Source organism: Streptomyces sp. YS-3 (assembly GCF_045257485.1).
Lineage (GTDB): Bacteria > Actinomycetota > Actinomycetes > Streptomycetales > Streptomycetaceae > Streptomyces.
Genome location: NZ_JBJHPC010000060.1, coordinates 1 through 20,596, shown reverse-complemented (window position 1 = coordinate 20,596; position 20,596 = coordinate 1). Strand labels below are relative to the sequence as shown.

General features: G+C 69.2%; 23 protein-coding genes and 2 pseudogenes. 14 read left to right on the top strand and 11 right to left on the bottom strand.

All coding sequences use genetic code 11. The features are described from left to right. A partial coding sequence (locus ACJA3G_RS08520) for a PadR family transcriptional regulator (protein ID WP_406552273.1) occupies positions 1-349 on the bottom strand: 349 nt, incomplete at its 3' end. Positions 350-657: 308 nt separating this feature from the next. Here ACJA3G_RS08520 and ACJA3G_RS08515 point away from each other — a divergent pair. Together ACJA3G_RS08515 and ACJA3G_RS08510 are read left to right on the top strand one after the other, a co-directional pair. Then, a complete protein-coding gene (locus tag ACJA3G_RS08515) occupies positions 658-1,845 on the top strand; it encodes a low temperature requirement protein A (protein WP_406552272.1) in 1,188 nt (395 codons plus the stop codon). Between the two features lie 160 nt (positions 1,846-2,005). Then, positions 2,006-2,332, top strand: coding sequence for a hypothetical protein (locus ACJA3G_RS08510; RefSeq protein ID WP_406552271.1), 327 nt, complete (start codon positions 2,006-2,008; stop codon positions 2,330-2,332). Between the two features lie 24 nt (positions 2,333-2,356). On the opposite strand, the gene ACJA3G_RS08505 is transcribed toward ACJA3G_RS08510, so the two are convergent. From ACJA3G_RS08505 to ACJA3G_RS08490, 4 genes and pseudogenes are all read right to left on the bottom strand, one after another. Next, on the bottom strand, positions 2,357-3,076 hold the full coding sequence (locus tag ACJA3G_RS08505) for a helix-turn-helix transcriptional regulator (protein ID WP_406552270.1): 720 nt from the start codon (positions 3,074-3,076) through the stop codon (positions 2,357-2,359). 10 nt (positions 3,077-3,086) lie between these two features. Further along, positions 3,087-4,021: pseudogene (locus tag ACJA3G_RS08500) on the bottom strand (alpha/beta hydrolase). 169 nt (positions 4,022-4,190) lie between these two features. Continuing rightward, entirely contained in the window at positions 4,191-4,520 is a 330-nt protein-coding gene (locus ACJA3G_RS08495; RefSeq protein WP_406552269.1) for a hypothetical protein, read from the bottom strand. After that, complete coding sequence (locus tag ACJA3G_RS08490) at positions 4,517-5,332, bottom strand: phytanoyl-CoA dioxygenase family protein (protein WP_406552268.1); 816 nt, start codon at positions 5,330-5,332, stop codon at positions 4,517-4,519. Before ACJA3G_RS08490 ends, ACJA3G_RS08495 begins: the two co-directional genes overlap by 4 nt. Positions 5,333-5,478: 146 nt before the next feature. Between ACJA3G_RS08490 and ACJA3G_RS08485 the strand changes: the two genes are divergently transcribed. Next, positions 5,479-6,288 (top strand): helix-turn-helix domain-containing protein, encoded by an 810-nt coding sequence (locus ACJA3G_RS08485; protein WP_406552267.1) that lies wholly within the window; start codon positions 5,479-5,481, stop codon positions 6,286-6,288. A 71-nt stretch (positions 6,289-6,359) separates the two neighbouring features. Here ACJA3G_RS08485 and ACJA3G_RS08480 read toward each other — a convergent pair whose 3' ends face one another. After that, positions 6,360-6,686: a cellulose binding domain-containing protein gene (locus ACJA3G_RS08480; protein WP_406552266.1), complete on the bottom strand. Its 327-nt coding sequence runs from the start codon at positions 6,684-6,686 to the stop codon at positions 6,360-6,362. A 291-nt stretch (positions 6,687-6,977) separates the two neighbouring features. Here ACJA3G_RS08480 and ACJA3G_RS08475 point away from each other — a divergent pair, with 291 nt between their 5' ends. The 8 genes from ACJA3G_RS08475 (at position 6,978) to ACJA3G_RS08440 (ending at position 15,141) form a co-directional block, all read left to right on the top strand. Further along, positions 6,978-8,096, top strand: a complete 1,119-nt coding sequence (locus ACJA3G_RS08475) for an ABC transporter permease (RefSeq protein WP_406552275.1) — start codon at positions 6,978-6,980, stop codon at positions 8,094-8,096. A gap of 185 nt (positions 8,097-8,281) precedes the next feature. After that, positions 8,282-8,563, top strand: coding sequence for a DUF6355 family natural product biosynthesis protein (locus tag ACJA3G_RS08470; protein WP_406552265.1), 282 nt, complete (start codon positions 8,282-8,284; stop codon positions 8,561-8,563). A gap of 210 nt (positions 8,564-8,773) precedes the next feature. Then, complete coding sequence (locus ACJA3G_RS08465) at positions 8,774-9,928, top strand: cytochrome P450 (protein WP_406552264.1); 1,155 nt, start codon at positions 8,774-8,776, stop codon at positions 9,926-9,928. Between the two features lie 169 nt (positions 9,929-10,097). Continuing rightward, positions 10,098-10,376: an acyl carrier protein gene (locus ACJA3G_RS08460; protein WP_406552263.1), complete on the top strand. Its 279-nt coding sequence runs from the start codon at positions 10,098-10,100 to the stop codon at positions 10,374-10,376. A 185-nt stretch (positions 10,377-10,561) separates the two neighbouring features. Next, positions 10,562-11,959 carry a wax ester/triacylglycerol synthase domain-containing protein gene (locus tag ACJA3G_RS08455; RefSeq protein ID WP_406552262.1) on the top strand — a complete coding sequence of 466 codons (1,398 nt, stop codon included), beginning with the start codon at positions 10,562-10,564 and terminating at the stop codon, positions 11,957-11,959. A gap of 289 nt (positions 11,960-12,248) precedes the next feature. Further along, the gene (locus ACJA3G_RS08450; RefSeq protein WP_406552274.1) at positions 12,249-12,524 is read left to right on the top strand and encodes an acyl carrier protein; all 276 of its coding nucleotides are present in this window, start codon (positions 12,249-12,251) and stop codon (positions 12,522-12,524) included. Beyond that, entirely contained in the window at positions 12,521-13,726 is a 1,206-nt protein-coding gene (locus ACJA3G_RS08445; RefSeq protein WP_406552261.1) for a beta-ketoacyl-[acyl-carrier-protein] synthase family protein, read from the top strand. Before ACJA3G_RS08450 ends, ACJA3G_RS08445 begins: the two co-directional genes overlap by 4 nt. Positions 13,727-13,863: 137 nt before the next feature. After that, on the top strand, positions 13,864-15,141 hold the full coding sequence (locus ACJA3G_RS08440; protein WP_406552260.1) for a wax ester/triacylglycerol synthase domain-containing protein: 1,278 nt from the start codon (positions 13,864-13,866) through the stop codon (positions 15,139-15,141). A gap of 17 nt (positions 15,142-15,158) precedes the next feature. On the opposite strand, the gene ACJA3G_RS08435 is transcribed toward ACJA3G_RS08440, so the two are convergent. After that, positions 15,159-15,491 (bottom strand): hypothetical protein, encoded by a 333-nt coding sequence (locus tag ACJA3G_RS08435; RefSeq protein WP_406552259.1) that lies wholly within the window; start codon positions 15,489-15,491, stop codon positions 15,159-15,161. A 108-nt stretch (positions 15,492-15,599) separates the two neighbouring features. Beyond that, positions 15,600-16,037, bottom strand: a pseudogene (locus ACJA3G_RS08430) (glutaredoxin domain-containing protein). A gap of 443 nt (positions 16,038-16,480) precedes the next feature. Here ACJA3G_RS08430 and ACJA3G_RS08425 point away from each other — a divergent pair. Further along, positions 16,481-17,143: a deoxynucleoside kinase gene (locus ACJA3G_RS08425; RefSeq protein ID WP_406552258.1), complete on the top strand. Its 663-nt coding sequence runs from the start codon at positions 16,481-16,483 to the stop codon at positions 17,141-17,143. 82 nt (positions 17,144-17,225) lie between these two features. Here ACJA3G_RS08425 and ACJA3G_RS08420 read toward each other — a convergent pair whose 3' ends face one another. Then, positions 17,226-17,603 (bottom strand): hypothetical protein, encoded by a 378-nt coding sequence (locus ACJA3G_RS08420; protein WP_406552257.1) that lies wholly within the window; start codon positions 17,601-17,603, stop codon positions 17,226-17,228. Between the two features lie 218 nt (positions 17,604-17,821). Here ACJA3G_RS08420 and ACJA3G_RS08415 point away from each other — a divergent pair, with 218 nt between their 5' ends. Beyond that, positions 17,822-18,436 (top strand): hypothetical protein, encoded by a 615-nt coding sequence (locus ACJA3G_RS08415; protein WP_406552256.1) that lies wholly within the window; start codon positions 17,822-17,824, stop codon positions 18,434-18,436. Between the two features lie 94 nt (positions 18,437-18,530). On the opposite strand, the gene ACJA3G_RS08410 is transcribed toward ACJA3G_RS08415, so the two are convergent. Next, positions 18,531-18,737 carry a hypothetical protein gene (locus ACJA3G_RS08410; RefSeq protein ID WP_406552255.1) on the bottom strand — a complete coding sequence of 69 codons (207 nt, stop codon included), beginning with the start codon at positions 18,735-18,737 and terminating at the stop codon, positions 18,531-18,533. Between the two features lie 1,019 nt (positions 18,738-19,756). Between ACJA3G_RS08410 and ACJA3G_RS08405 the strand changes: the two genes are divergently transcribed. After that, positions 19,757-20,095, top strand: coding sequence for a MerR family transcriptional regulator (locus ACJA3G_RS08405; protein ID WP_406552254.1), 339 nt, complete (start codon positions 19,757-19,759; stop codon positions 20,093-20,095). 89 nt (positions 20,096-20,184) lie between these two features. On the opposite strand, the gene ACJA3G_RS08400 is transcribed toward ACJA3G_RS08405, so the two are convergent. Further along, a partial coding sequence (locus tag ACJA3G_RS08400) for an RICIN domain-containing protein (protein WP_406552253.1) occupies positions 20,185-20,596 on the bottom strand: 412 nt, incomplete at its 5' end.

Sequence of the window (20,596 nt, the reverse complement as noted above, 5' to 3'; positions counted from 1 at the left end):
GGGGAGTGGTCAGGAAGGCGTCGACGGCATTGCGGAAGCCGGGCCAGATGCGGGTGAACTCATCGAGTGCGGCCCGGCCGCTGTCGGTGAGCGCGTAGTAGCGGCGGGGTGGTCCGGAGGCGGATTCCTGCCAGGTGGTGGTGACCAGGTCGTCGCGGCGGAGCCGGGAGAGCAGCGGGTAGACGGTGCCCTGGCTGGTGGCCAGGGCACCGGAGTCCTCCAGGGCGTGGAGGAGTTCCACGCCGTAGCGCGGGCGGTCCCGCATCAGGGCGAGTACGCAGTACTCCAGGACGCCCTTGCGCAGCTGGGCGGCTGCCCGGGCCTGCTTGGTCGAATCACCTGGTTCCATGCGATGCAAGATACCTGGTTGAGCAAGCGGATGGGAAACGGTGGCGGACTTTTCTTGACGCTCAGTCTGGCGGCGCTGGTACCGGGGCTGCCGGCGGCGACTGTTCGGGGTATACCGGGCCGTGTCGCGGCGACCCGGGCAACGGGTCCCGTGCGGGAGATCGTCGGCCAACGCTCCCTCATCCTCAGACGAGAAGTGCCTCTGGAGACCCGCGGCGGCAATGGAGTTGAGACGGGCCGGGGTCGCCTTGATCCGCTCGGCTAGTGTGTCGCCGCACATGGGAACGACATGCCTGTTGGGGGAAACGTATGTCTGCCGTCGTCGGCCCGGCCGGGACGACCGAGAGCGCCGCGGGGCGCCGGGTCTCCACCCTGGAGCTCTTCTTCGACCTCGTCTTCGTCTTCACGATCACACAGCTGACCGTGCTGCTCACCCACGACCTGACCTTCGCCCAGGCCGGCCGGGTCCTGCTGATCTTCGCCGTCCTGTTCTGGATGTACGGCGCCTACGCCTACCTCACCAACCAGGTGCCGCCCGAGACCAACGCCCGCCGCATCCCGCTGATCCTCGGTATGTGCGGCTTCCTCACCTGCGCCCTGGCCATCCCCCGGGTGTTCACCACCGACGGGGTCGCCTTCGGCCTCGGCTATCTCCTGGTCACCGTGGTCCACGGCGCCCTGTACGCCCTGCTGCACGGGCGGCAGGTCCTCAGTTTCGCTCTCACCAACGTCCTCGCCGCGCTCTGCGTCACGGCGGCGGGCACCGTGAGCGGCCGGCCCGCCGAGGCCCTCTGGGTGGCCGCGCTGGTTCTGCAGGCCATCACCCCCGTCCTCTCCAGCCGTATCACCACCGATGTCGACGGCGAGCGCGTCCCGGTGACGGGCCGCGTCGGCGCACTCGATCCGGCGCACTTCGTGGAGCGCCACGGGCTGCTCCTCATCGTCGCGTTCGGCGAGTCCGTGATCGCCATCGGTGTCGGCTCCGGCGATGTCCGGCTGGACTGGGGCCTGTTCGGCGGCGCGGCCCTCGCCCTCGCTCTGGCCACCGCGCTGTGGTGGACCTACTTCATCCGCGACGAGGAGGCCGCCGAGGAGGCGCTACGGGCGGTGTCCGGGCCGGCCAGGTTCCGGGTGACGATGCTCGCGTACTACTACTGCTTCGTACCGATGCTGCTCGGCGTCGCGGTGCTCGCGGCCGGGGTGAAGAAGTCCATCGGGCACCTCCCGGACCAGCTGCCGACCGCGCCGGCCATCGCGTTGGCGGGCGGTGTGGTGCTCTTCCTCGCGGGAAACGTCGCCTTCCGCGCGGTGCTGCACATCCCGCCCCTGCGTTTCCGGGCGGCCGGAGCCACGATCGCCTTCGCGACGATCCCGCTGGGGACACAACTCTCCTCACTGGCCGAGCTGTTCGGCCTGGTTCTCGTGCTGGTCGCGATGCTGCTCGCTGAAGCACACTGGGCGCCTTGCGCGCATGGCGACAGGGCGCACACGGGCTGATCCTGGTGCTGCGTCGCGTCAGTGGTTGCTCGCCGTAGCAGGCTGTTTTGCGCCATGAGGGTGCCATCTCGCCTCATCCGGCCGCTCTCTTCTCATCCGCAGCGGTATCCCTCACCCTGAGGAGGACCATTTTGAGGAGAACCGTCGAAGGGGGACCGCCATGCGCCGCCGTAGGAAAATGACCTCGCTCCTCACCGCGCCGCTGCTTCTGGCGAGTGCGGCCGTCGCGGTGCCCGTCGCGCTGGCCACTCCGGCGAGCGCCGCCCCGCACGGTTGCCAGTCGACCAAGTTGGACCATGCCACCGCCAGTTCCACCTGCCACTACGGGCCTGGTCAGCAGCGCGTGGTGATCACGTGCCTGGACGGTGTCAACGGGTACAGGTACACGTTCTACGGCGCGTGGGTGCAGTGGTACCAGAACTCGAAGGCCTCGTGCGCGGCGCCGTACCGGCAGAACATCTCGTACATCACCATCGAAGTCCGCTGACTCCTCCCGCCACCGTTTCAGGGCTTACAGCGGGGATGTGAGTGCCGCCAGTGGGGCTGGTCGCACCGCGTCGGCGGCGGCTGAGCCGCGCAGGAGCTCGGCAAGGTCGTGGGCCCTCGCCCGTTCCGCGGTGGGAGTCGCCGCTGTGATGCGGTCGAGACGGAAGCCCCGGCCGGCCTGTCGGCTGCGGCACCAGGCGATGAGGTACCACATACCGTTGGCGGTGAGCAGCCCGGCCGCCTCCACCGCGCGCTCGCTCTCGCGCCCCGCCGCGTCGATGTAGGTCAGCCGCAGCACCGTGTTGGTGGTGACGGCCTGCTCCACCGCGGTACGGACCGCGGAGTCGGACCGCGCGGGCAGCGCGACGATCCGCGCGGCGAGGTGGTGGGCTGCCGCCGAGGCGGGGCCGGTCATCGAGGCCGCGATCTTCTGCGCCGCTGTGCGGGCCGCGCCGGCGTACGGGGCGTGCGCGTCGGCCGTGGCCAGCGCGGCGGTCAGGGCCGAGGCTTCGTCAGCGGTGAAGTGGATCGGGGGCAGGGTCATGTGCGGGTCGACCGACCAGCCACCGCCGCGCCCGGATGTGGTGCGTACCGGGACGCCGGTCTCCATCAGGGCCTGGAGGTCGCGCTGGACCGTGCGGGCGCTCACCTCGAACCGCGCGGCGAGCGCCGCGACCGTGCGTGGTCGCGGCGCCGCCGCGCGCAACTCCTCCACCAGTGCGTAGAGCCGAGTAGTGCGGTTCATAGGGGCGACGCTACCTGCCCGTGGTGGCCAGGAAGTCCCGCTGGCGCCGCAGTTCGCGCTCGGTGATGGTCAGGGGGAAGAGAGTGAAGCCGTGCATGGCTCCGGCGACGACACCCAGCTGCACGGGCGCGCCTGCCGCCTGCCATCGCTGGGCCAGGAACAGCGAGTCGTCCCGGAGCGGGTCCTCGGTGCCCACCACCATCCGGGCGGGCGGGAGGCCCGCCAGGTCGGCGAACAGCGGTGAGACCTCCGGGTCGCGGCGCTGCTCCGGCCCCATGGCGGTGTGAACAGCTCGTAGGTCCGCCGTATCGTGTCGGTGTTGCTCAGCAGCCGCCGGGAGCCGAAGGCCCGCTGGCTGGGTGTCATCGACAAGTCGTAGGGGCCGAACAGCAGATGGGCCGCTCGGAACGCGCCGGTGATGCCGTGCCGGTCGCGAAGACGCAGCAGTGTCAGGACGCTCAGGTGGGCACCGGCCGATTCGCCCCCGATCAGCAGCCGCCCGGTGCCGAACTCGGCCATGGCGTTCCGCACCAGCCACCGGGCGGCCGATTCGCAGTCGTCGGGCCCGGCGGGAAAGGGGTGTTCCGGTGCGAGGCGGTAGTCCACGCTGACCACGGCCAGCCGCGCCTGCTCGGCGAGTTGCCACAGTCTCTCGTCCTGTCCGTCCGCGGAGCCGAACACCCAGCCCCCGCCGTGGATGTGCAGATATACGCCGTCAACGTGGTCCGGCACGAAGACCCGTACCTTTACTCCGCTCCCGATGACGCGGTCGTGGGCCTGTGGCAGTCGTACCGGCGGTGTGTCGCCGCCGAGCCGGTTGCGCCGGAGAGCGGCCAGCAGGGCCGCGTCCGGCGCCCTTTCGCGCGTGGGGCGGTTCGCGGCAGCGGCCTCGAACTGGTCGTTGAATGCCAGGGTCTCGGTGAGGCAGTCCTCATCGGTGATCATCATGGCGCCGACGGTCGCAGCCGTCCGCGACACCGTCCTGTCACCCTTTCCAGGTGAGCTGTGTCACAGACCAGTTCTGGTTTCGACCCGCCGTTCGCCCTCGGCCCCCGCGACAACGTCCGCGCGCACCTGCCCGACCCACGCTCGCCCTCGCGGCCTCCGGGAAGCCCTACCGCTCCGCCCGCGCGTCGACGATCCGCTCGAAGAAGAACTCGTGCTTGAGGAAGGAGACGTCGTATTCATGCCCGGGATACGGCGGGATCAGCTGAGCGGCCTGGATCAGCCGCCAGCCCGCCCGGAGCGCCGCCACCCCCGACTCGTACGGCGGCTCGTCGCTGTCGCCCGTGGTGGGGGAGGTGCGGCCGGTGCCGTCGTACAGCGACCAGCCGATGACCTGGGCATCCAGCGCCGAGGTGGCCAGATACAGCACCAGCACCTGCTGCCGCGGCACCTGCCCGGCGCCTTCGACCCGCTCGGACCCGCTCGCTCCGGTCGTCATATCCGCGCCGCCTTCGGACGGTTGGAGACCCTGGTCACCCAGTGGTCGAGGTCGAAGCTTTCGTCGCCCGTGAGCACGCGCCACAGCAGGATGCGGTTGTACCGTTCCAGTCGGCCGGTCGCCCCCTCGTACCACGGGAACATCGTGTCCAGCTCCGCGTTCACCCGCGGGTCGTCGAGGTCCGAGGTGTCCCACAGGCGCTGCTGGCGCACCCTCGGATTGAAACGGATCTTGAACATGTAGCGCATCGTGTCGCTGTCGTTGCGCCGGCCTCCATGCCAGAGGCCATGGTGCAGAAACACCACCGTCCCGGCGGGGCAGACCAGCCGGTCCTGGCCGAGCAGGTTCTGATAGCGGCCCGTGTCGGACTCGTTGATCCGCCTGAGGTGGCTGCCCGGCACGGTGAGCGTGCCGCCCATCTCCACTGTCACCGTCTGCGGAAAGTACATCAACTGCACGTCGAAGGCGTCCGGCCGCACGTCGATGATGGCGTCCCCGTGCAGCGGCTGGGCGTCGCCGCCGTGGGGCTCGCGGGTGTGCACGAAGTGGTGGTCGACCCAGGGATCCGGGCCCACCAGGCTCCGCAGAGCCCCTGCCACCTGCGGGAGCTCCAGCAGCTCGCGGACGAAGGAGCCTTCCGTGTACGCCTCGGACAACGGTGTCCCGTACGGCACCGGCGGCACTCCTTCCGCCAGTACCGCCAAGCCCCGCGCGTTCATCTCCGACGGGACCACCCCGTCCAGTCGCAGCGACCCGCGCGCGACGAACCGCGCCATCCGTACCGAGTCGAGCAGTTCCTGCCTGTTCTCCATGGCGCCCACGCTAGGCCTGGGTCTCCGTGCGCCGGGTGGGCCGGGCTCACCCTCCAGTGGTCGATTCTCACCATGCCGTCCGGCGCGCGGGACGGGTAAGGCGGTCCTGCTGCGGGCCGGCGGCCACCGTGGTAGAAAACCTGACCATGCACACGGTCCTCGCCTCTCTCGACGAGCCTCCGACTCTCGCCGCCGTGGGCATCGGCGTGCACGGACCGGCCGGCCAGGTGGACGTCTTCTCCCTGCCGGACCACTGGCAGCTCCATCTGTACGGCTACGAGGCCGACTTGACGGTCGACGGCACCGCCCACGCGATCCGACCCGGCCGGGTCAGTCTCGTGCCGCCCGGCGCCGAGACGCGCTATCGCTACCGGGGACACTCCCGGCACCTCTACGTCCATCTGCGCCTGAGCCGGACCGGAACAGCCCACAGAATCCCGGTGATCCAGGACGCCGGGCCCGAACTCGACGCACTCACCGTGCAGTTGCGGCAGGCTCTGGGTGCCTGGCCGAAGACCCCGGCACGGGCCGCGGCCGAGGTGTGGGCCGCCCTGTGGCGGGTCGCCCAGCTCACTCCGGCGACGGAGCCGAACGCGCAGGCAGCCGTCCACCCGGCGGTCGCCTGCGCGGTGGCCCTGATCGAGGCGCGGCTCGGCGAGCCTCTGACGGTCCCGGAGATCGCGACGGCGGCGGGCGTCTCCCACAACCATCTGACGCGGCTCTTCCGCGCGGCCACGGGGGAGACGGTCGTCGGCTACATCCGGACCCGACGCATGGAACGGGCGCGCCACTTCCTTCAGGCCACCACGCTGTCCGTCCCCGCCGTCGCCGCATCGGTCGGCATTCCCGACCTGCAGGCGTTCAACAAGGCCTGCCGCCGCGCGCTCGGGGCGTCTCCGCGAGGCATCCGGGCAGCCGCCCGGTCCATGGTGGTGCCGCTCCGCCCCGAGCAGTGAACGTACCGCCCATGGAGTGGCCGGAGACACCGACACCGGGGCGGGTGTCGGTGTGCCCGGTGAAGGGACTGTCAGGCGATGGCGCAGGGGTTGTGGTCCAGGGTGAACGCGGTGGGGAAGGAGGTGTTGCCCGTGTGTGTGGCCTGGAAGCCGAAGGAGGCGGAGGCGCCGGGGGCCAGGGTGCCGTTGTAGCTGAGGTTCGTGGCGGTGACCTGGCCGCCCGCTGGGGCGATGGTGGCGTTCCAGGCGCTGGTCACGCTCTGTCCGGCGGGCAGGGTGAAGGCCAGGGCCCAGCCGTCGATCGTGGACGAGCCGGTGTTGGTGAGGGTGATGTCCTCGGTCAGGCCGGTGTTCCAGGCGTTGACCTTGCCGGTCACCTTGCAGGAGGCGCCCGGCACGTCCAAGCATCGAATTCACGCCAATCCGCGCAATGATGCCCATAACGGCAATCCATTTCCCCGCGCCGCAGCACCGGTGGCGAGCCGGTCATGCCGGTCAAGCCGGTCAAGCCGGTCACGCCGGGGCGCAGGGGAGTGGACCCGTGTTCGCCGTCGCCCCCGTACGCACCGCGAGGGCCCGCTCACCGGTGTGCCTTCGGTATGACATGCCGGACGTCCCGTGAGCGGGCAGGCCGGGCGGGGTAGGCGGCGCAGACAATGTCCCCGGTCACGGAGCGGTCGTACATGTCGATGGAAGAAGAGGACGCCGGCCGTCGGGCCGAGCGGGAGGGCCCGCCCGGCGGGCACGGCAAGCACGGGGCGCACGCCGCAGCGCGTGGGACGGCCGGCCGGGCGTGGCTGGAGTTCAAGGACTCCCCGTTCCTCCCGGCGACCGTACTGGTCTTCATCCTGGCCGCCGCCGCTGGACTGTTCGCCGGCTCGTACACGTATTCCATGGCCAACCCCACCCCGCACCACATCCCCAGCGCGCTGGTCGCGCCCGCCGACTCGGTCGTCGCGAAGAGGTTCGTGGCGGGGATGGACCGGGCCCTCAACACCTCGCTGGCGCCGCGCCCGTACGCGGACGAGCGTGCGGCTCGTGAGGCGATGGAGGACCAGAGCGTCTTCGCCATCATCGCCGTACGGCCCGGTGGGGTGAGTCTGCAAGTCGCGGGTGCGGCCGGTGCCTCCGTGGCGCAGGTGCTGACGCAGACCGCGCCCCAGGTGGCCAAGACCATCGGCGTACCGATGACGATCGCCGACGTCAAGCCGCTCCAGCAGGGCGACCCGCGAGGCCTCGCCCTGTTCTACATCTCCCTGGCCGCCGTCGTGCTGGGATTCGTCGGCTCCATCCAGCTGAGCGTCCACGCGCGCGCCCTGAACCCGCTGGAACGCATCGCCTTCACGATGGCGTACTCCCTGCTCGGCGGGTTCACCATCGCCGCGGTGGTCGACTGGGGACTCGGCGCGGTACGGCTGCCGTTCGTGGAGTCCTGGTCGATCCTCGCGTTCACGATGTTCACGTCGGGGATGGTCTTCACCATGTTCAACACCCTGATCGGCCGCTGGGCCATGCTGCCGACCTGGGGACTCATGGTGCTGCTCGGCAATCCCTCCTCCGGCGGTGCGGTGTCCTGGCCGCTGCTGCCGTCCGTCTTCGGCCACGTCGGACGGTGGCTGCCGCCCGGCGCGTCGGTGAACGCCCAGCACACCGCCGTGTACTTCGCCGACGCCCAGCACGCGTTTCCCTACCTCGTCCTGGCCGGCTGGTCCCTGCTGTCGTGCGGGATCTTCTGGTTCTGGCGCCACCGCCACCCGGGTGGCCGCGACCGCAGCGCTCCGGAACACGGGGCGGCAGCCGCGGCCTGACCGGTATCCGCCGGACTCTTCTTTGTCGGCCGTGCCGTCAACGGGCATGCACACGTTGGTGTGACGAGCGGTCCAGTGAATCGTTTCTGCGCGTTAACTGTGCCGTAGAGTGCGTCGCCAGGAAATCAGTGACCCGTATATCCGTTTTGTGGACGTGATGGGTCTTCCCCCTGGAGGAGTTGCCCATGCGTGTACGTCGTCTTGTCCGGGTCGCCCTGGCCGCAGCCTTGCTCGGCGGCTGTACCGGTGTCGTCACCGCGAGTCCCGCGGCTGCCAACCCCTGTGGTTTTTACGAGACCTCGTCCGACGCCTTCTACAACCACTGCACCTCGGACGGTTCGAACGTGGTCATCAAGGTGAGGGTTGCGATGGCTCCCGACTACGAGCGGTGTGTCGGCCCCGGCAGGTCGTGGCTCGGCCCCGCCTCGAAGATCCAAGGGGCGCACTACACCGGCCGCACCTGCTGATCCGCCTGTGGTCGTCGGCTAGGCCGGCGGCGGCAGTCTGCTCTCTGCCGGGCGGGCGAGGCGGGTGGCGCGTAAGCCGCGTACTGCCCCCGCCGCCTGGGGAGCCGGTGTGGAGGAACGGGTGGCCGAGGCCTGGCGGATACGTACCGCCCCGATCCTGCCGCGCGTGATGGAACGTGGATGAGGCAGAGGCGTTTGTATTCTGATCAGTTGGGGCCGTTGCCGGCGTTCATGCTGGACGGCACGGAGGATGTCGTCTCGGTTGAGGCGCCGACCGGCGACAAGGTGTGGCTGGTCCGTGATTACGCGCTGGGGCGGCAGGTGCTGACCGACAGCCGCTTCAGCCGGAGCGAGGCCGTCAAGGCGCGGGCGCCGAAGTTCATCCCGGTCCAGCCCGTTCCGGAGTCGATGATGAGCAGGGACGGCTCCGAGCACGCGCGGTTGCGGCGCGTGGTGATGGGCGCCTTCTCCGCTTCCCGGATAGCCGCGCTGGCACCGACGGTGGAGCGGCAGGCCAATGAGCACATCGACCGGCTCCTGGCGATGGGGCCGCCCGCCGACCTCATCGAAGGGCTGGCTCTGCCCCTGTCGCTCGGCGTGCTGTGCTCTCTGCTCGGTGTCCCTCCGCAGGACGGAGATCATTTCTGTCATCTGGTGGAGGAACTCTTCGACATCACGGACGGGTCCGTACGGGAGAAGACCGAGCGGCGTATCAAGTTGGTCGCCTATATGACCGGGTTGATCGCGCGCAAACGGCAGCAACCGGACGACGATCTGCTCACCCGTATGGTCCAGGCGCACGACCGAGGCGATCTGTCGCTTTCCGAGCTCATCACCATGGGGCTGACCCTGTTGATGGCGGGTTATGAGACCACCGCGGCTCAGATCGGACTGTCGGCGCTCGCCGTGCTGTCCGACCCCAACGAATACGAGCGGCTGCGCCGACGGCCCGCGTCGCTGCCCGCGGCAGTCGATGAACTCTTACGGCTCACACCCGCCGCGCCGGTCAGTTTCGCGAGGGTCGCTAGAGAAGCGGTCGAGCTGAACGGCGTCACCGTCGCCGCCGGCGAGGCGGTGGTCGTGTCTGTGCTGCACGGGAACCGCGACAAGGTCGCCTTCACGGGATCGGAAAACCATGCGGGTGAGCGGCGGCCGGTGCCCCATCTGACGTTCGGTCACGGTGTACACCGGTGTCCTGGGGCGTCGCTGGCCACCCTGCAGGTGAGGATCGCCCTCGATCTGTTGCTGCGACGATTCGCCAACTTGCGACTGGCTGCCGGACCAGCCGAACCGGTGGTGTGGAAAGAAGGCCTGCTCACCCGTGGGCTGTCACGGCTGCTCGTGGAGTGGGATGCCCCTCAATGACGGTTACCGCCAGGTCGGTCGGTCGGACGTACGGACCGGAAGGCGTCGAGCGGCGCTGGAAACGGCAACCCACTACCTCGTATAGGTGAAACGCCCCAGGACGGCTGTTTCTGCCGGGTTGCGTCGTGAGTATGGGGAGTCGTGGGGGGCGGGAAACCGGGGGGTTCGAATGATGTCACCAGGAGATGTGATGGGCCAGGGATACGGCACAGTGGTAAACGTTCTCGTAAACGAATTCCAGTGCGTGGAGGGTCAGTTGTCGCCCGACGCCACAATGGAGGACGTGGACCTGGACTCGCTCGGGCAGGTCTTGTTCGCCGTCGCGCTGGAGGAGCGGACCGGTCTGCGGTTCCATGAGAGCCAGATCACGTTGGACACGACGGTGGGCCAGATCGCCGCGGTCATCGACGCCTCGTCGGGCGTCGACGCCGAGGTGCCGGTGCCGTGACATAGCGGGCGTGGCGGCAGCCGGGTTTGGGCCGTGATCAGGGCCGCGCGGTCCTGTGGCGCGAGGACTCCGAAGACGCCCGGACCGCCCGCCCCGGCCGTCGACTCGGTGTCCCCTCTGCCGTCACCTTCCTTGCCAGAGCACCAACACGAGCACGACCACGCGAAAAGCGAGCAGGTCAACGCATGAAAATCAGCACCGCCCTGGCGCCTGTCGAGGAGTTTCTCTGCGGCACGGGCGCGCTCCCCGAGCCTCCCAGCGGAATGGCCGTTCTGTTCACGGGGCCGCCGCCGAGCCTCGACGACCTGTGTGAGCGTGTGGCTGAGCGCTGGAGCGGCATTCCGCTGCTGCACCGGACTCTGCTGCGGCCCGCCCGGCACCTCTGGCTGCGTCGGCACCGCTGGTTGCCGCTCGATGACTTCGACGTACGCACGCATGTCCTCGATGTCCACGCCGAGGGGCAGTGCGGGGACGGCGGCCTCGACGACAGGGCGTTCGCGGACCTGCTCGGCAGGCTGGTCACCCAGCCCGTGCCCGGCGGGCTGCCCCCCTGGTGGTTGCGGCTTGTGCGCCTGGAGCCCCGGCCCGACGGGGATGAGCGCTTCGCACTCGTACTGTCCGCCCATCACGCCCTCATGGACGGACGCTCCTTCGAGACCCTGCTGAGCAAGCTCCTCGACGGCGGATCCAGTCACGGCGACAAGCTCAGCGCTGCCAGGGCGACGGCTGCTCGCAGACTTCAAGCAGCCCGCTCAGAAGGGCAGTTGGCGGACCACCGGATCAGCGGTACCGATCGACTGCTCCTCCTGTTGAGTTCCGGACAGGCCCTGCCGCTGCCTTCCGAAGCGCCCTGTCCGACGAGGGACCTGACCTGGGTGGACTTGGACACCGATACGGTACGTGCGGCCCGCCGGGCCCTGCCGGGGCTCGGGGCCACCCTCAACGAGCTACTGCTGGCGGCATCCACAGGTGCCCTCCGGGCTGTCCACGGCGACCCGGACGCCTGGCCCGGGATCCGCCACCGCCCGCTGTACGGCGTGCTCTCCGTGGACCTGCGCACACCGCAGGAGGACGAGACGCTGGGCAACATCGTCTCGGTGGTGCGGGTGCCGCTCCCCCTGACGGTCGAGAGCCCCGGAGAGCGCCTGGCGGCATGCCGAGCTCTACTGGCCGCTTCAGTCTTCGGAAATGGTGCGGAGACCATCGCTCGCGTGATCGGGGCCGCCTCCCGGCTGGGCCCCTGGGCGCTGCGCCGGCTCTCCAAGCGAGCCAACTCACCCAGCTGGAACCCCGTGCTGTGTACGGCGCTTCGCTGGCCCCGAGGCCCGTGGTCCCTGAGCGGGGCGCCGCTGGAGCGGGTGATTCCGCTGGCGCCGGCAGAGGGCCGGGGGAGTGTCAACCTGGTCCTGACGGACTGCGCGGGGGTCTTCACGCTCTGCGTGGTCAGCCACACTCCCGCCGGTTATGCCCAAGCGCTGGCCGACGCCTTCGTACGCGAACTGACGTCCCTCGCCCGCATCGGCAGGCCCGACCCGAGCGCCCCGGCTCAGGTGGCCAGCACACCATCGCAGCACACCGGTTGACACCGAGCCGCCCGTACAGTCGCCGGGTATGGCACCGAAGGCCAATGCCAACGCAGCCACCACGGGGTGAAGTTGGACTACGCCAGCGAGCATGTCGATGCCCGGTGCGTGCTCCGCATCGTAACTTCCACCGGTGACTCTCGTTGCCTTCTGTGACTACGACCGCAGATGCCGAACGGTGCTGAGCGGTGTCGGTTGCGCTGTGGCGGTCAGCGGCACCCCAGCGCCCGCAGCGCTGCCGCAGACGGGCCCTGCCCGGCATGACGCCACCAGAAGAAAGAAAAGCACCGTGGAACCAGAACACGTAGATGTATGGGCTGAGTTGCGCACTCTCTGCGCGCACGTCATGTCCGTGCCGCTGGAGGCGGTAGTACCGCACGCGCGGCTCGTCGCGGATCTCGGAGCCGACAGCCTGGACATCAACGAACTGCAGGTCGCCTCGGAAGAGCGCTTCGGCGTGTCCCTCAGGGGGGCCGACCGCGCGGCGGTGTCCACCGTCGGCGACGTCGCCTCGCTCGTCGCGACGCTGCGCGCCCAACGAGTTCCCGGCGCGGTGGCTGGATGACCCTCAGGGACGCGGTCGCGGTGACGGGCCTGGGGGTCCGCTGCGGGGCCGGATCAACAACGAGTGAGCTGTGGCAGAACCTGCTGCACGGCCGCTCCACGGCCACGCTGCACACCTTCGACGACGAGGGCACCGTCGTGTTTCCGGCCTGCCCCGTGCCGGGGTTCACACCCGAGGGCTACCTTGCGGTGAAGGAGGTACGGCGGACGGACCGGACCGTGCAGATGGCGGTCTGCGCCGCCATGGACGCGGTCATGGACGCGGGAGGCCTGCACACGCCTGCCGACCGCAGGGCGGTCGTCACCGGCACCATCTATGGCGGCGTGATCAGCCAGGAGCAGGGCCTCGGGCAGCCCGATGTGCTCTACCCGGCGCGGCTGATGCCCAATGCCGCCGCGTACTGGATCAGCGCCAAGTGTGGCGTCACCGGCCCCACGCTGACCCTGTCCATGGCATGCGCCTCGGGTACGTACGCCGTGGGTGAGGCCCTGCAGCTGATCCGCACCGGGCGCGCCGACGCTGTCGTGGCCGGTGGTCATGACAGCGCGCTGACGGCGTCGACCGCACTTGCCTTCGGACGGTCTGGCGCCATGATCACCGAGTGTGAGGATCCGGCCCGTGCTTCCCGGCCGTTCGACGCGGACCGGCAGGGCTTCCTCATCGCCGAGGCGGCGGCGTTCCTGGTGCTCGAACGGCTGGACCTCGCCCTGCTCCGTAACGCCCGTATCTACGCCACCCTCATCGGTTACAGGTGCACATCCGACGCCCACCACATCACGGCACCGCGGCCCGACGGGGCCGGAGCGAGAGCATGTATGGAGCAGGCGCTTGCCGACGCGGGTACCACGGCTGACGCCGTCACCCACGTCAACGCACACGGCACCGGCACCCTGCTCAACGACGAGGCGGAAGCCCGCGCCATCACCGCCGTCTTCGGCCCCGGCGCGGTACCGGTGACCGCCCCCAAGTCGGTCACCGGGCACTCTCTCGGGGCGGCGGGTGCGCTGGAAGCCGTGATCACTGCTCTGTCGCTGCACGAGGGGCTGGTACCTCCGACCGCCCATCTCACGCGGCTCGACCCCCAGTGCGAGCTGGACGTCGTCGTTGAGCCCCGCAAGCTCTCGGCCGGGCCCGCGATCAGCAACAGTTTCGGTTTCGGAGGGCACAACGCCTGCGTCGTCTTCGACGCGGCCCAGCGTTGACCTGGCAGACCTCTGCCCGACGTCGGTAATCCAGGCAGGCTGCGGCAGCCGCTGGTGAGGGCCCGGCTCAGGGCCCCGGTACCACGTCAGGGCGATACAGAACGATACAGAGCGCTACAGAGCAAAAGGGGCGTCACATGGGGCTGTCGGGAATTGATGAAGCCTACGTGCGCAGCGGGCTGCCCGGGACGATCGGCGTTGCCGCGCTGTTCACCGGAGACCCCTTCGACCTGGCTGAACTCCGGGCTCGCCTCAGCGAGCGTTGGGGAGGCCTGGAGCGAATGCGGCAGATCCTCAAAAAGCCCCGAGGGCCGGCCGCGTTGTCCGGTCACCGCTGGGATGCGGGAAAGCCGTTCGACCCCGCTCGCCATGTCACCGCCTCCGACCAGGAACTGCAACCACTCCTGACGACGGCAGTGAGTCAGCGGCTGCCGTCCGACCGGCCCTTGTGGCAGCTTCTGCTCCCCAAAGCCGCTCCCACCGGGGAACAGGGCCTGGTGCTGCTGACCCACCACGCACTTCTTGACGGCAGTTCCCTGGAGACTCTTCTGCGTCTCCTGATGGACGAGGCCCCGCCCACAAGGAGTCGCCCCCCGGGGGAGATCGCCAAGACACCGCGACAGCGCGTGGGTCCCGCCGCACTGTTCAGGGAGTTCCGTGAAAACAACGTGTTGGGTGAGCCCCTGCCGGTAACACCCGGCGACTTCCGTCCGTCCGTCGCCGTCAGCCGACTGGATCCGGACGTCATGCGCTCGGCCCGCCGCCTCCCGGCCGGCGGACGTGGCGCAACCCTGAACGAACTGCTCCTCGGCGCCGTGGCCGGCGCCCTCCCCGCCTGCTACAGCACAGCGTCCGCGTCCTGGCCACAAGGCCCCGCCTCGGTCTACGCGACGGTGCCCGTGGACCTGCGCGGCCGGTACGAGACGCAGAAACTGGGCAACTTCATCACCGGCATCCGTATGCCGTTGCCCGTCGGCATCGACTCCCCGGCCGGGCGCCTGCACGCGTGCCAAGAACTCATGGCCGCCTTTCCCAGCCGCGGCCGGGCCCACACCACGGTTCTACCCGTCGTGGACGGTCTCGTACGAGCGGTGCCCGCCCTGACGACAGCACTGGCCAAACGCATGGTGCGGCCCGAAGTCACCACAACGGTGTGCACCGCGTTCAAATGGCGTGACAACCCGAGCCATCTGCACAGCCGTCGCTTGACGGGTATCGCCCCCCTGCCCGCGGTCTCCACGCCCGGGACGGCGAACCTCACCCTCGTCCAGACCGCTGACGCCTACATGCTCACGGTGGTCAGCCACCTCCGCGCTCACGACTCCCAGTTGATCGCCGACGCCGTGGCACACGAACTGGCGGCGATGGCGGAACCCGAAACTACGCCCGCGTACGCCCATCAAGACGCGCACTGATCCGAGGCGGATCACCCCTACGATTCGTGGGATGCGGCGCGTTCCCCCTGGACGTACGGGTCCAACTCGACGTCGTAGGTGCCCGCGTGGACGGCGAGCTGGTCCACGATGCGTTCCCACTCGGCGAGTTCGGCGGCCCGGCGGCCACCGTCCGGCTGGGCCGACGGGTCCCCGATGTCCTCCGGCGCCGGACTGTCCGCACGCGCGGCCAGCCGGTGGAACGCCTTGGCCGCCTCGTGATGGGTCATCCCCTGGGCCTGGCGACGTACCGCCGCCCGCCCCGCGTGCTCGGCCTCGGTGGGTCCCTCCACCGCCGACTCGGGGTCGGGCAGTGGCTGTTGGTACGTCATCGGCTCTCCTCCTGCGCGGTCAACAGCGACGCGCCGACGGCGCCTCGTGTACGTGCCCTACCCCGTCCTCGCCCGGATACGTCCGGGCTCACGAGGCGCCTGCCCCGATCACGGGCGGTGGACCAGTTGCTCCCGTACCCATGCAGGATCGGGGTTGGTATGCGGCCGGCCCGCCACGAAGACGGTCGGCACGGTCTCATTGCCGTCGTTGGCCGCCCGCACCGCCGCTGCCGCGGCCGGGTCCCGCCAGATATTGACCCAGTGCAGCTGTCGGGCACCGCGGCCCAGGCGGATGCGCAGCCGCAGACAGTACGTGCAGCCCGGCCGTCAGTAGACGACCGGTCGGCCGTCGCTCAGGCTGAGGCGTTGCGCCTCCAGGGCATCGATCGACCTCGGGAAGATCAGAGGCGAGTTCGCCCAGGCGAGCAGCACAAACACCAGCAGGATCGCTGCGGCGGGGGCGGGGGACCCGCTGGACAGCAGCCTGACCGCGATGGCAGAGCCGCAGAGCAGCAGGAACACCGGCAGGATCCAAGCGCGGGTCATGAGGACGAAGGCTACCGGGGTGTCGAACGGCTCATCGAACTGGGCCACGCGCCTGAGAATCGCCGGGCACTGAGGTGCTCTGCCTGATGCCCTGATGCCCTGATGCTCGATGCCTGATGCCCGGCGCCGTCGATGTGTCGACTGGCGGGCGCGGGGGGCGGCGGTGCTCTGGCGGGCGTGGGGTGGATCGCCGTTTATGCTTCAGGGCAGCCGCGGAGGGGGGCTCGTCGTCGGGCGTGGCCCCTGCGAGGAGGCTGGTCCCCGCCTGGTGGGGGACGACAGACCGCGTCGGTTCCTTGGCCTGGGCGAGGACCCCGTGAGGCTGAGCATGACCACGGCGAGCGAACGAACGGCCCCGTCGGCATGTGTCCGGGTGATGTGGGCCGCCCAGCCCGCCCGGCCATCCGCCCGCGGACAGAGGACCCCCCGGGGAGAAGTGAGGTATGGCAGTGATCTGCGTCGGAGGCATGATCGGGATCGGCAAGACGAGCGTTGCCGAACTGCTCGCCAAGGAGCTGGGCAGCAGCGTCTTCTACGAGAGCGTGGATGACAATCCGATCCTTCCGCTGTTCTACACGGCGAGCCCCGAGGAGATCCAGGCCAAGCGCTACCCCTTCCTTCTGCAGCTCTACTTCCTTCAGACGCGATTCGCCTCGATCAAGGAGGCGTACAAGCAGGGCGACAACGTCCTGGACCGGTCCATCTACGAGGACTGGTATTTCGCGAAGGTCAACCACGACCTGGGCCGGATCAGCTCCCTCGAGATGCGGGTGTACGAGGGACTGCTCGGCGAGATGATGCGCGAGATCGAGGGCCTGCCGTACCGCAAGGCACCCGACCTCATGGTCTACCTCAAGGCGGACTTCCGGACGGTGTTGCACCGTATCGGGCTGCGGGGCCGCGATTTCGAGCAGGACGAGCATCTCGTCGAGTACTACCGGACGCTGTGGTCCGGCTATGACGACTGGGTGCACCAGCACTATTCGGCCAGCGAGGTCCTCGTCGTCGATATGAACGACACGGATGTGGTGAACAACGCCGAGGACGCGGCGCGCGTGGTGCGGGAGGTCAAGGAAGCCCTGGAGGCTGCGAGGGGCCGAGTCTGAGACCGCTCCCGGGGCGCGACCTTCACAGGTGGACCTGGGTCACGCCGGCGATGTGTATGGGTACGGGTGTGCGTACGGGTGCCTAAAGCTCCAGCAGAGGTTCCAGGGCGTGCAGCTGTCGGCGGATCTCGTCCAGGGGCGGCGTCTGGTCGCGTTGGAGTACGAGGTAGATGAAGAGTCCGTCTTCACGCAAACGAGGGAGGGGGCGAATCATGTGAAGTTCACTCTGTAGGGTGATGAGGATGTCCTCGACGCTGTCGGAGGCGTACCCGAGGAGCTCCAGTGTGTAGAGCTTGGCGCGCATGACGTCACTGTCGCCGTAGGCGACCTTGTCCATGTCGAGCCCGCTGCCGCGGTCCAGGGAGCCCAGGACGCGGCGCTGGTGGAAATCGACCACGGCCACGCCGGTGGCGCCTTCAATAGTCAGCGCTTTCTGCAGCACCGTCTCGATCGCGTCCATGCGCCTCTCCCTGCTGCGACGGACCCGGACGAAAGCGCCCGCGCCCGATCTTCCCCGGCTCTGTCGAGCAGGCACCATAGCGAATGACTCCTCCGTTCCGCTTGTGGGACTTATGGGACAAAAACCCTCAATGTCACCCTTACGTTCAGTCGGCACGGAACGTGCCCCGATTCCGCGATCCCGCCCGACCCCGGCGGTCCTCGCCCTAACGTCGGGGCATGGACGGACAGTGGGCTGTGGTGGTCGGCGCGGGGCTGGGCGCCAGTGGAGCGGTCGTCGGAGCGCTCACGTCCTGGGCCGGAACGCGCCTTCACGCGCGTACGCAGATGGAGCTGGCCCAGGTGCAGCACGACGCCCAGCACGATGCGGAGACGACCGCCCAGAAGCGCGCCGCATGCTCGGCGTTGATCCTGGCCGTGGACAACACGCGTCGGCAGATGCGGGTCGTACGGGACCATCTGCGCGAGCGTGCCGGCGTGCGCGGAACAGACGCGCAGTTGCAGGAGAAGCGAGCCGCGGTGCACGACCGGATACGTGAGATGCAGGCAGCCGAGTGGTTGCTTCGCCTCATGCTCTCCGACCAGGAGCAGGCCATGGTCACGCGTCTGACCGACGCCCTCTACGCGACCCATCAGGCCTTGATCGACGACGTGGAGGAATGGTTGCTCAGCGGCCCGCCCGGCGGGGGACGCGAGGCCCGCGACGCGGAGCGGTACGCGACCATGACCGGCCCCCTCCAGTCCCAGATGATGAGCTTCGCGGGCGATGTCTACGCGAGGCTGTACACCGGACGGGCAGCCGAGAGCCGGCAGGCCCGCCGGGACCGGTCCTGACAGTCCGGCCCTCCCCCCCGACAGTCGGGCGCGGTGGCGCGGTGCGAGCCGTGATCGACGGCCTGGTGTCCGCTCGCGGAGGCCCGGGCGGCTGTCACCGCGGGCGATAGTTCGGCCAAGGGTACGGGCGCGTGAGAATGGCCCATTCCTCGTCGTGGCGGCCGGGGACGAGGCGACCGGTCGTCTCCCACCGACGGGCGAGCTCGGTGAAGATGGGCTCCAGTTCGGGCAGAGGGGCCGCGCTGCCGGCGCCGCGCTGCGCGCCGATGACGGGCCTGCGCCGGATTGTCGTGGTCGTCATGCGTCATTCAACGCCCGTGGCGCCGCCGAGTCACCCGCACTTCTCGCCCAGTCGACTGTGCGCGGGGGCGGAGAGTGCGACCTTCGGGCTGTTCGCCGACCCCCTCCCTCCGGGCCGGAGCCGCAGGGCGGCCGACATCTGCCCTGGTGGCGCCCGGTGACGACTACCTGATGACCCCGCGCCCGAAAATCTATGTCGGCCGGAGTAGACATTGGGTGCTGGTGTGGTTATGGTTTCTCTCGTAACGCAGAGAGACGCAGGGCCCGGCAGAGACGAACTGCCGGGCAGCAGTACCCGCAGTACCGCAGTTCAAGTAGTTGCAGTTCGCAGGACGGTGCGGTGGTGGAGTGTCGAAGCCATAGCGGTTGCAGGACGGCGACGGGACTGGCGACCGGACCGGGTGGCCCGCGGTGATCAGGGGCTGCCAGTAGCAGTACCGCAGGAAAACAGTGGTAAATGCGGTTCGCAGTACTCCGCAGTGAAGTTCAGTTCAGTGGTATCCCGGTGAAGGCGTCGGCTGCGGGCGCACGCACCGGGGAAGTTCGGCAGTGGGGTTCCAAGCCGGAGCAGATGCAGGACGGGCGACGGGGCTGGCTGCCGACGAGCGGCGCTGGGACAGGCCGCCGGCAGTACGCAACACCAGCAGGACAAGCAGTTCGCAGTACAGCAGTAAGAGCAGTTCAGCAGTATGAGCAGTACAGCAGTACCCGCATCACCAGTAGTTCGCAGTACCAGTAAGTGATTGATCCCAGAGGGAAGAACGGAGGGATTGGACGCCATCAGGATCGCCCGGGCGGGCATTACAGAGCCCGGGTACCGCAGGACATCGATAGTGAGGTGGTCTCCGGTCAAGCAACCGCGATCCCCGTACCCCCGACACCTTCTCGGTCGGGGCGGCGGAAACAGAAGGCCGACGCAGTATCAAAGTCGGCAGATGGTGTAGCAGTTCCTTCGGGGCCCGGGTGCCGGTACGGCACCCGGGCCCCTCCACGTATTCCATGGTCCATGAGAGAGGTGCAATGACAGCAGACGTTTCGATCAGCCGCCTTGATGACGATGACTATCCCGCCTACACCATGGGCCGCGCGGCCGAAATACTCGGCACCACCCAGGGCTTCCTCCGCGCCATCGGCGAACACCACCTCATCACCCCACTGCGCTCGCCGGGCGGACACCGCCGCTACACCCGCCACCAACTACGTATCGCCGCCCGCGCCCGCGAACTCGTCGACCACGGCACTCCCGTCGAGGCCGCCTGCCGCATCGTCATCCTCGAAGACCAACTCGAAGAAGCTCGGCGCGCCAACGGCAGGCGCCTGGCCGATGCCGAATCGGGGCGTCCGCCGGGTGCGGTCTGAGGCCCGAGGCGGGTTGGCGCGCGAACGAGTGCGGCCGGCCACCTCCGCGGAGAGGCGACCGGCCGTGTGAGCGCTGATGGGCTCAGGGGCTACAGGTTCCAGGTCTGGGTGGGGTAGGTGGGGTCGGGGTTGTGGGTCCACTGCTGGGCGAAGGCGCCGTTGGCGGTGTTGGCGTCGGCGATTTCRAGGGTCTTGCCGCTGTTGGCGTTGGTGATGTTCAGGCCSACRGTGYYGSCGGCGGACTGGASGGTCCAGCGCTGGGTSGCCGCRCCGGTGCAGGTCCACTGCTGGGCGCGGGCGCCGTCGYTCTTGCTGGAGCTGTCGATCTCCAGGCACTTGCCGCTGTTGGCGTTGACGATCTCGTAGAGGCCGTCGGTGGTGGGGCGGAACTGCCAGGTGGCGGCGGGCTGTCCGGCGCAGTCCCACTGCTGGGCGCGGGCGCCATCGCTCTTGCTGGAGTTGCCGATTTCCAGGCACTTGCCGCTGTTGGCGTTGCGGAGC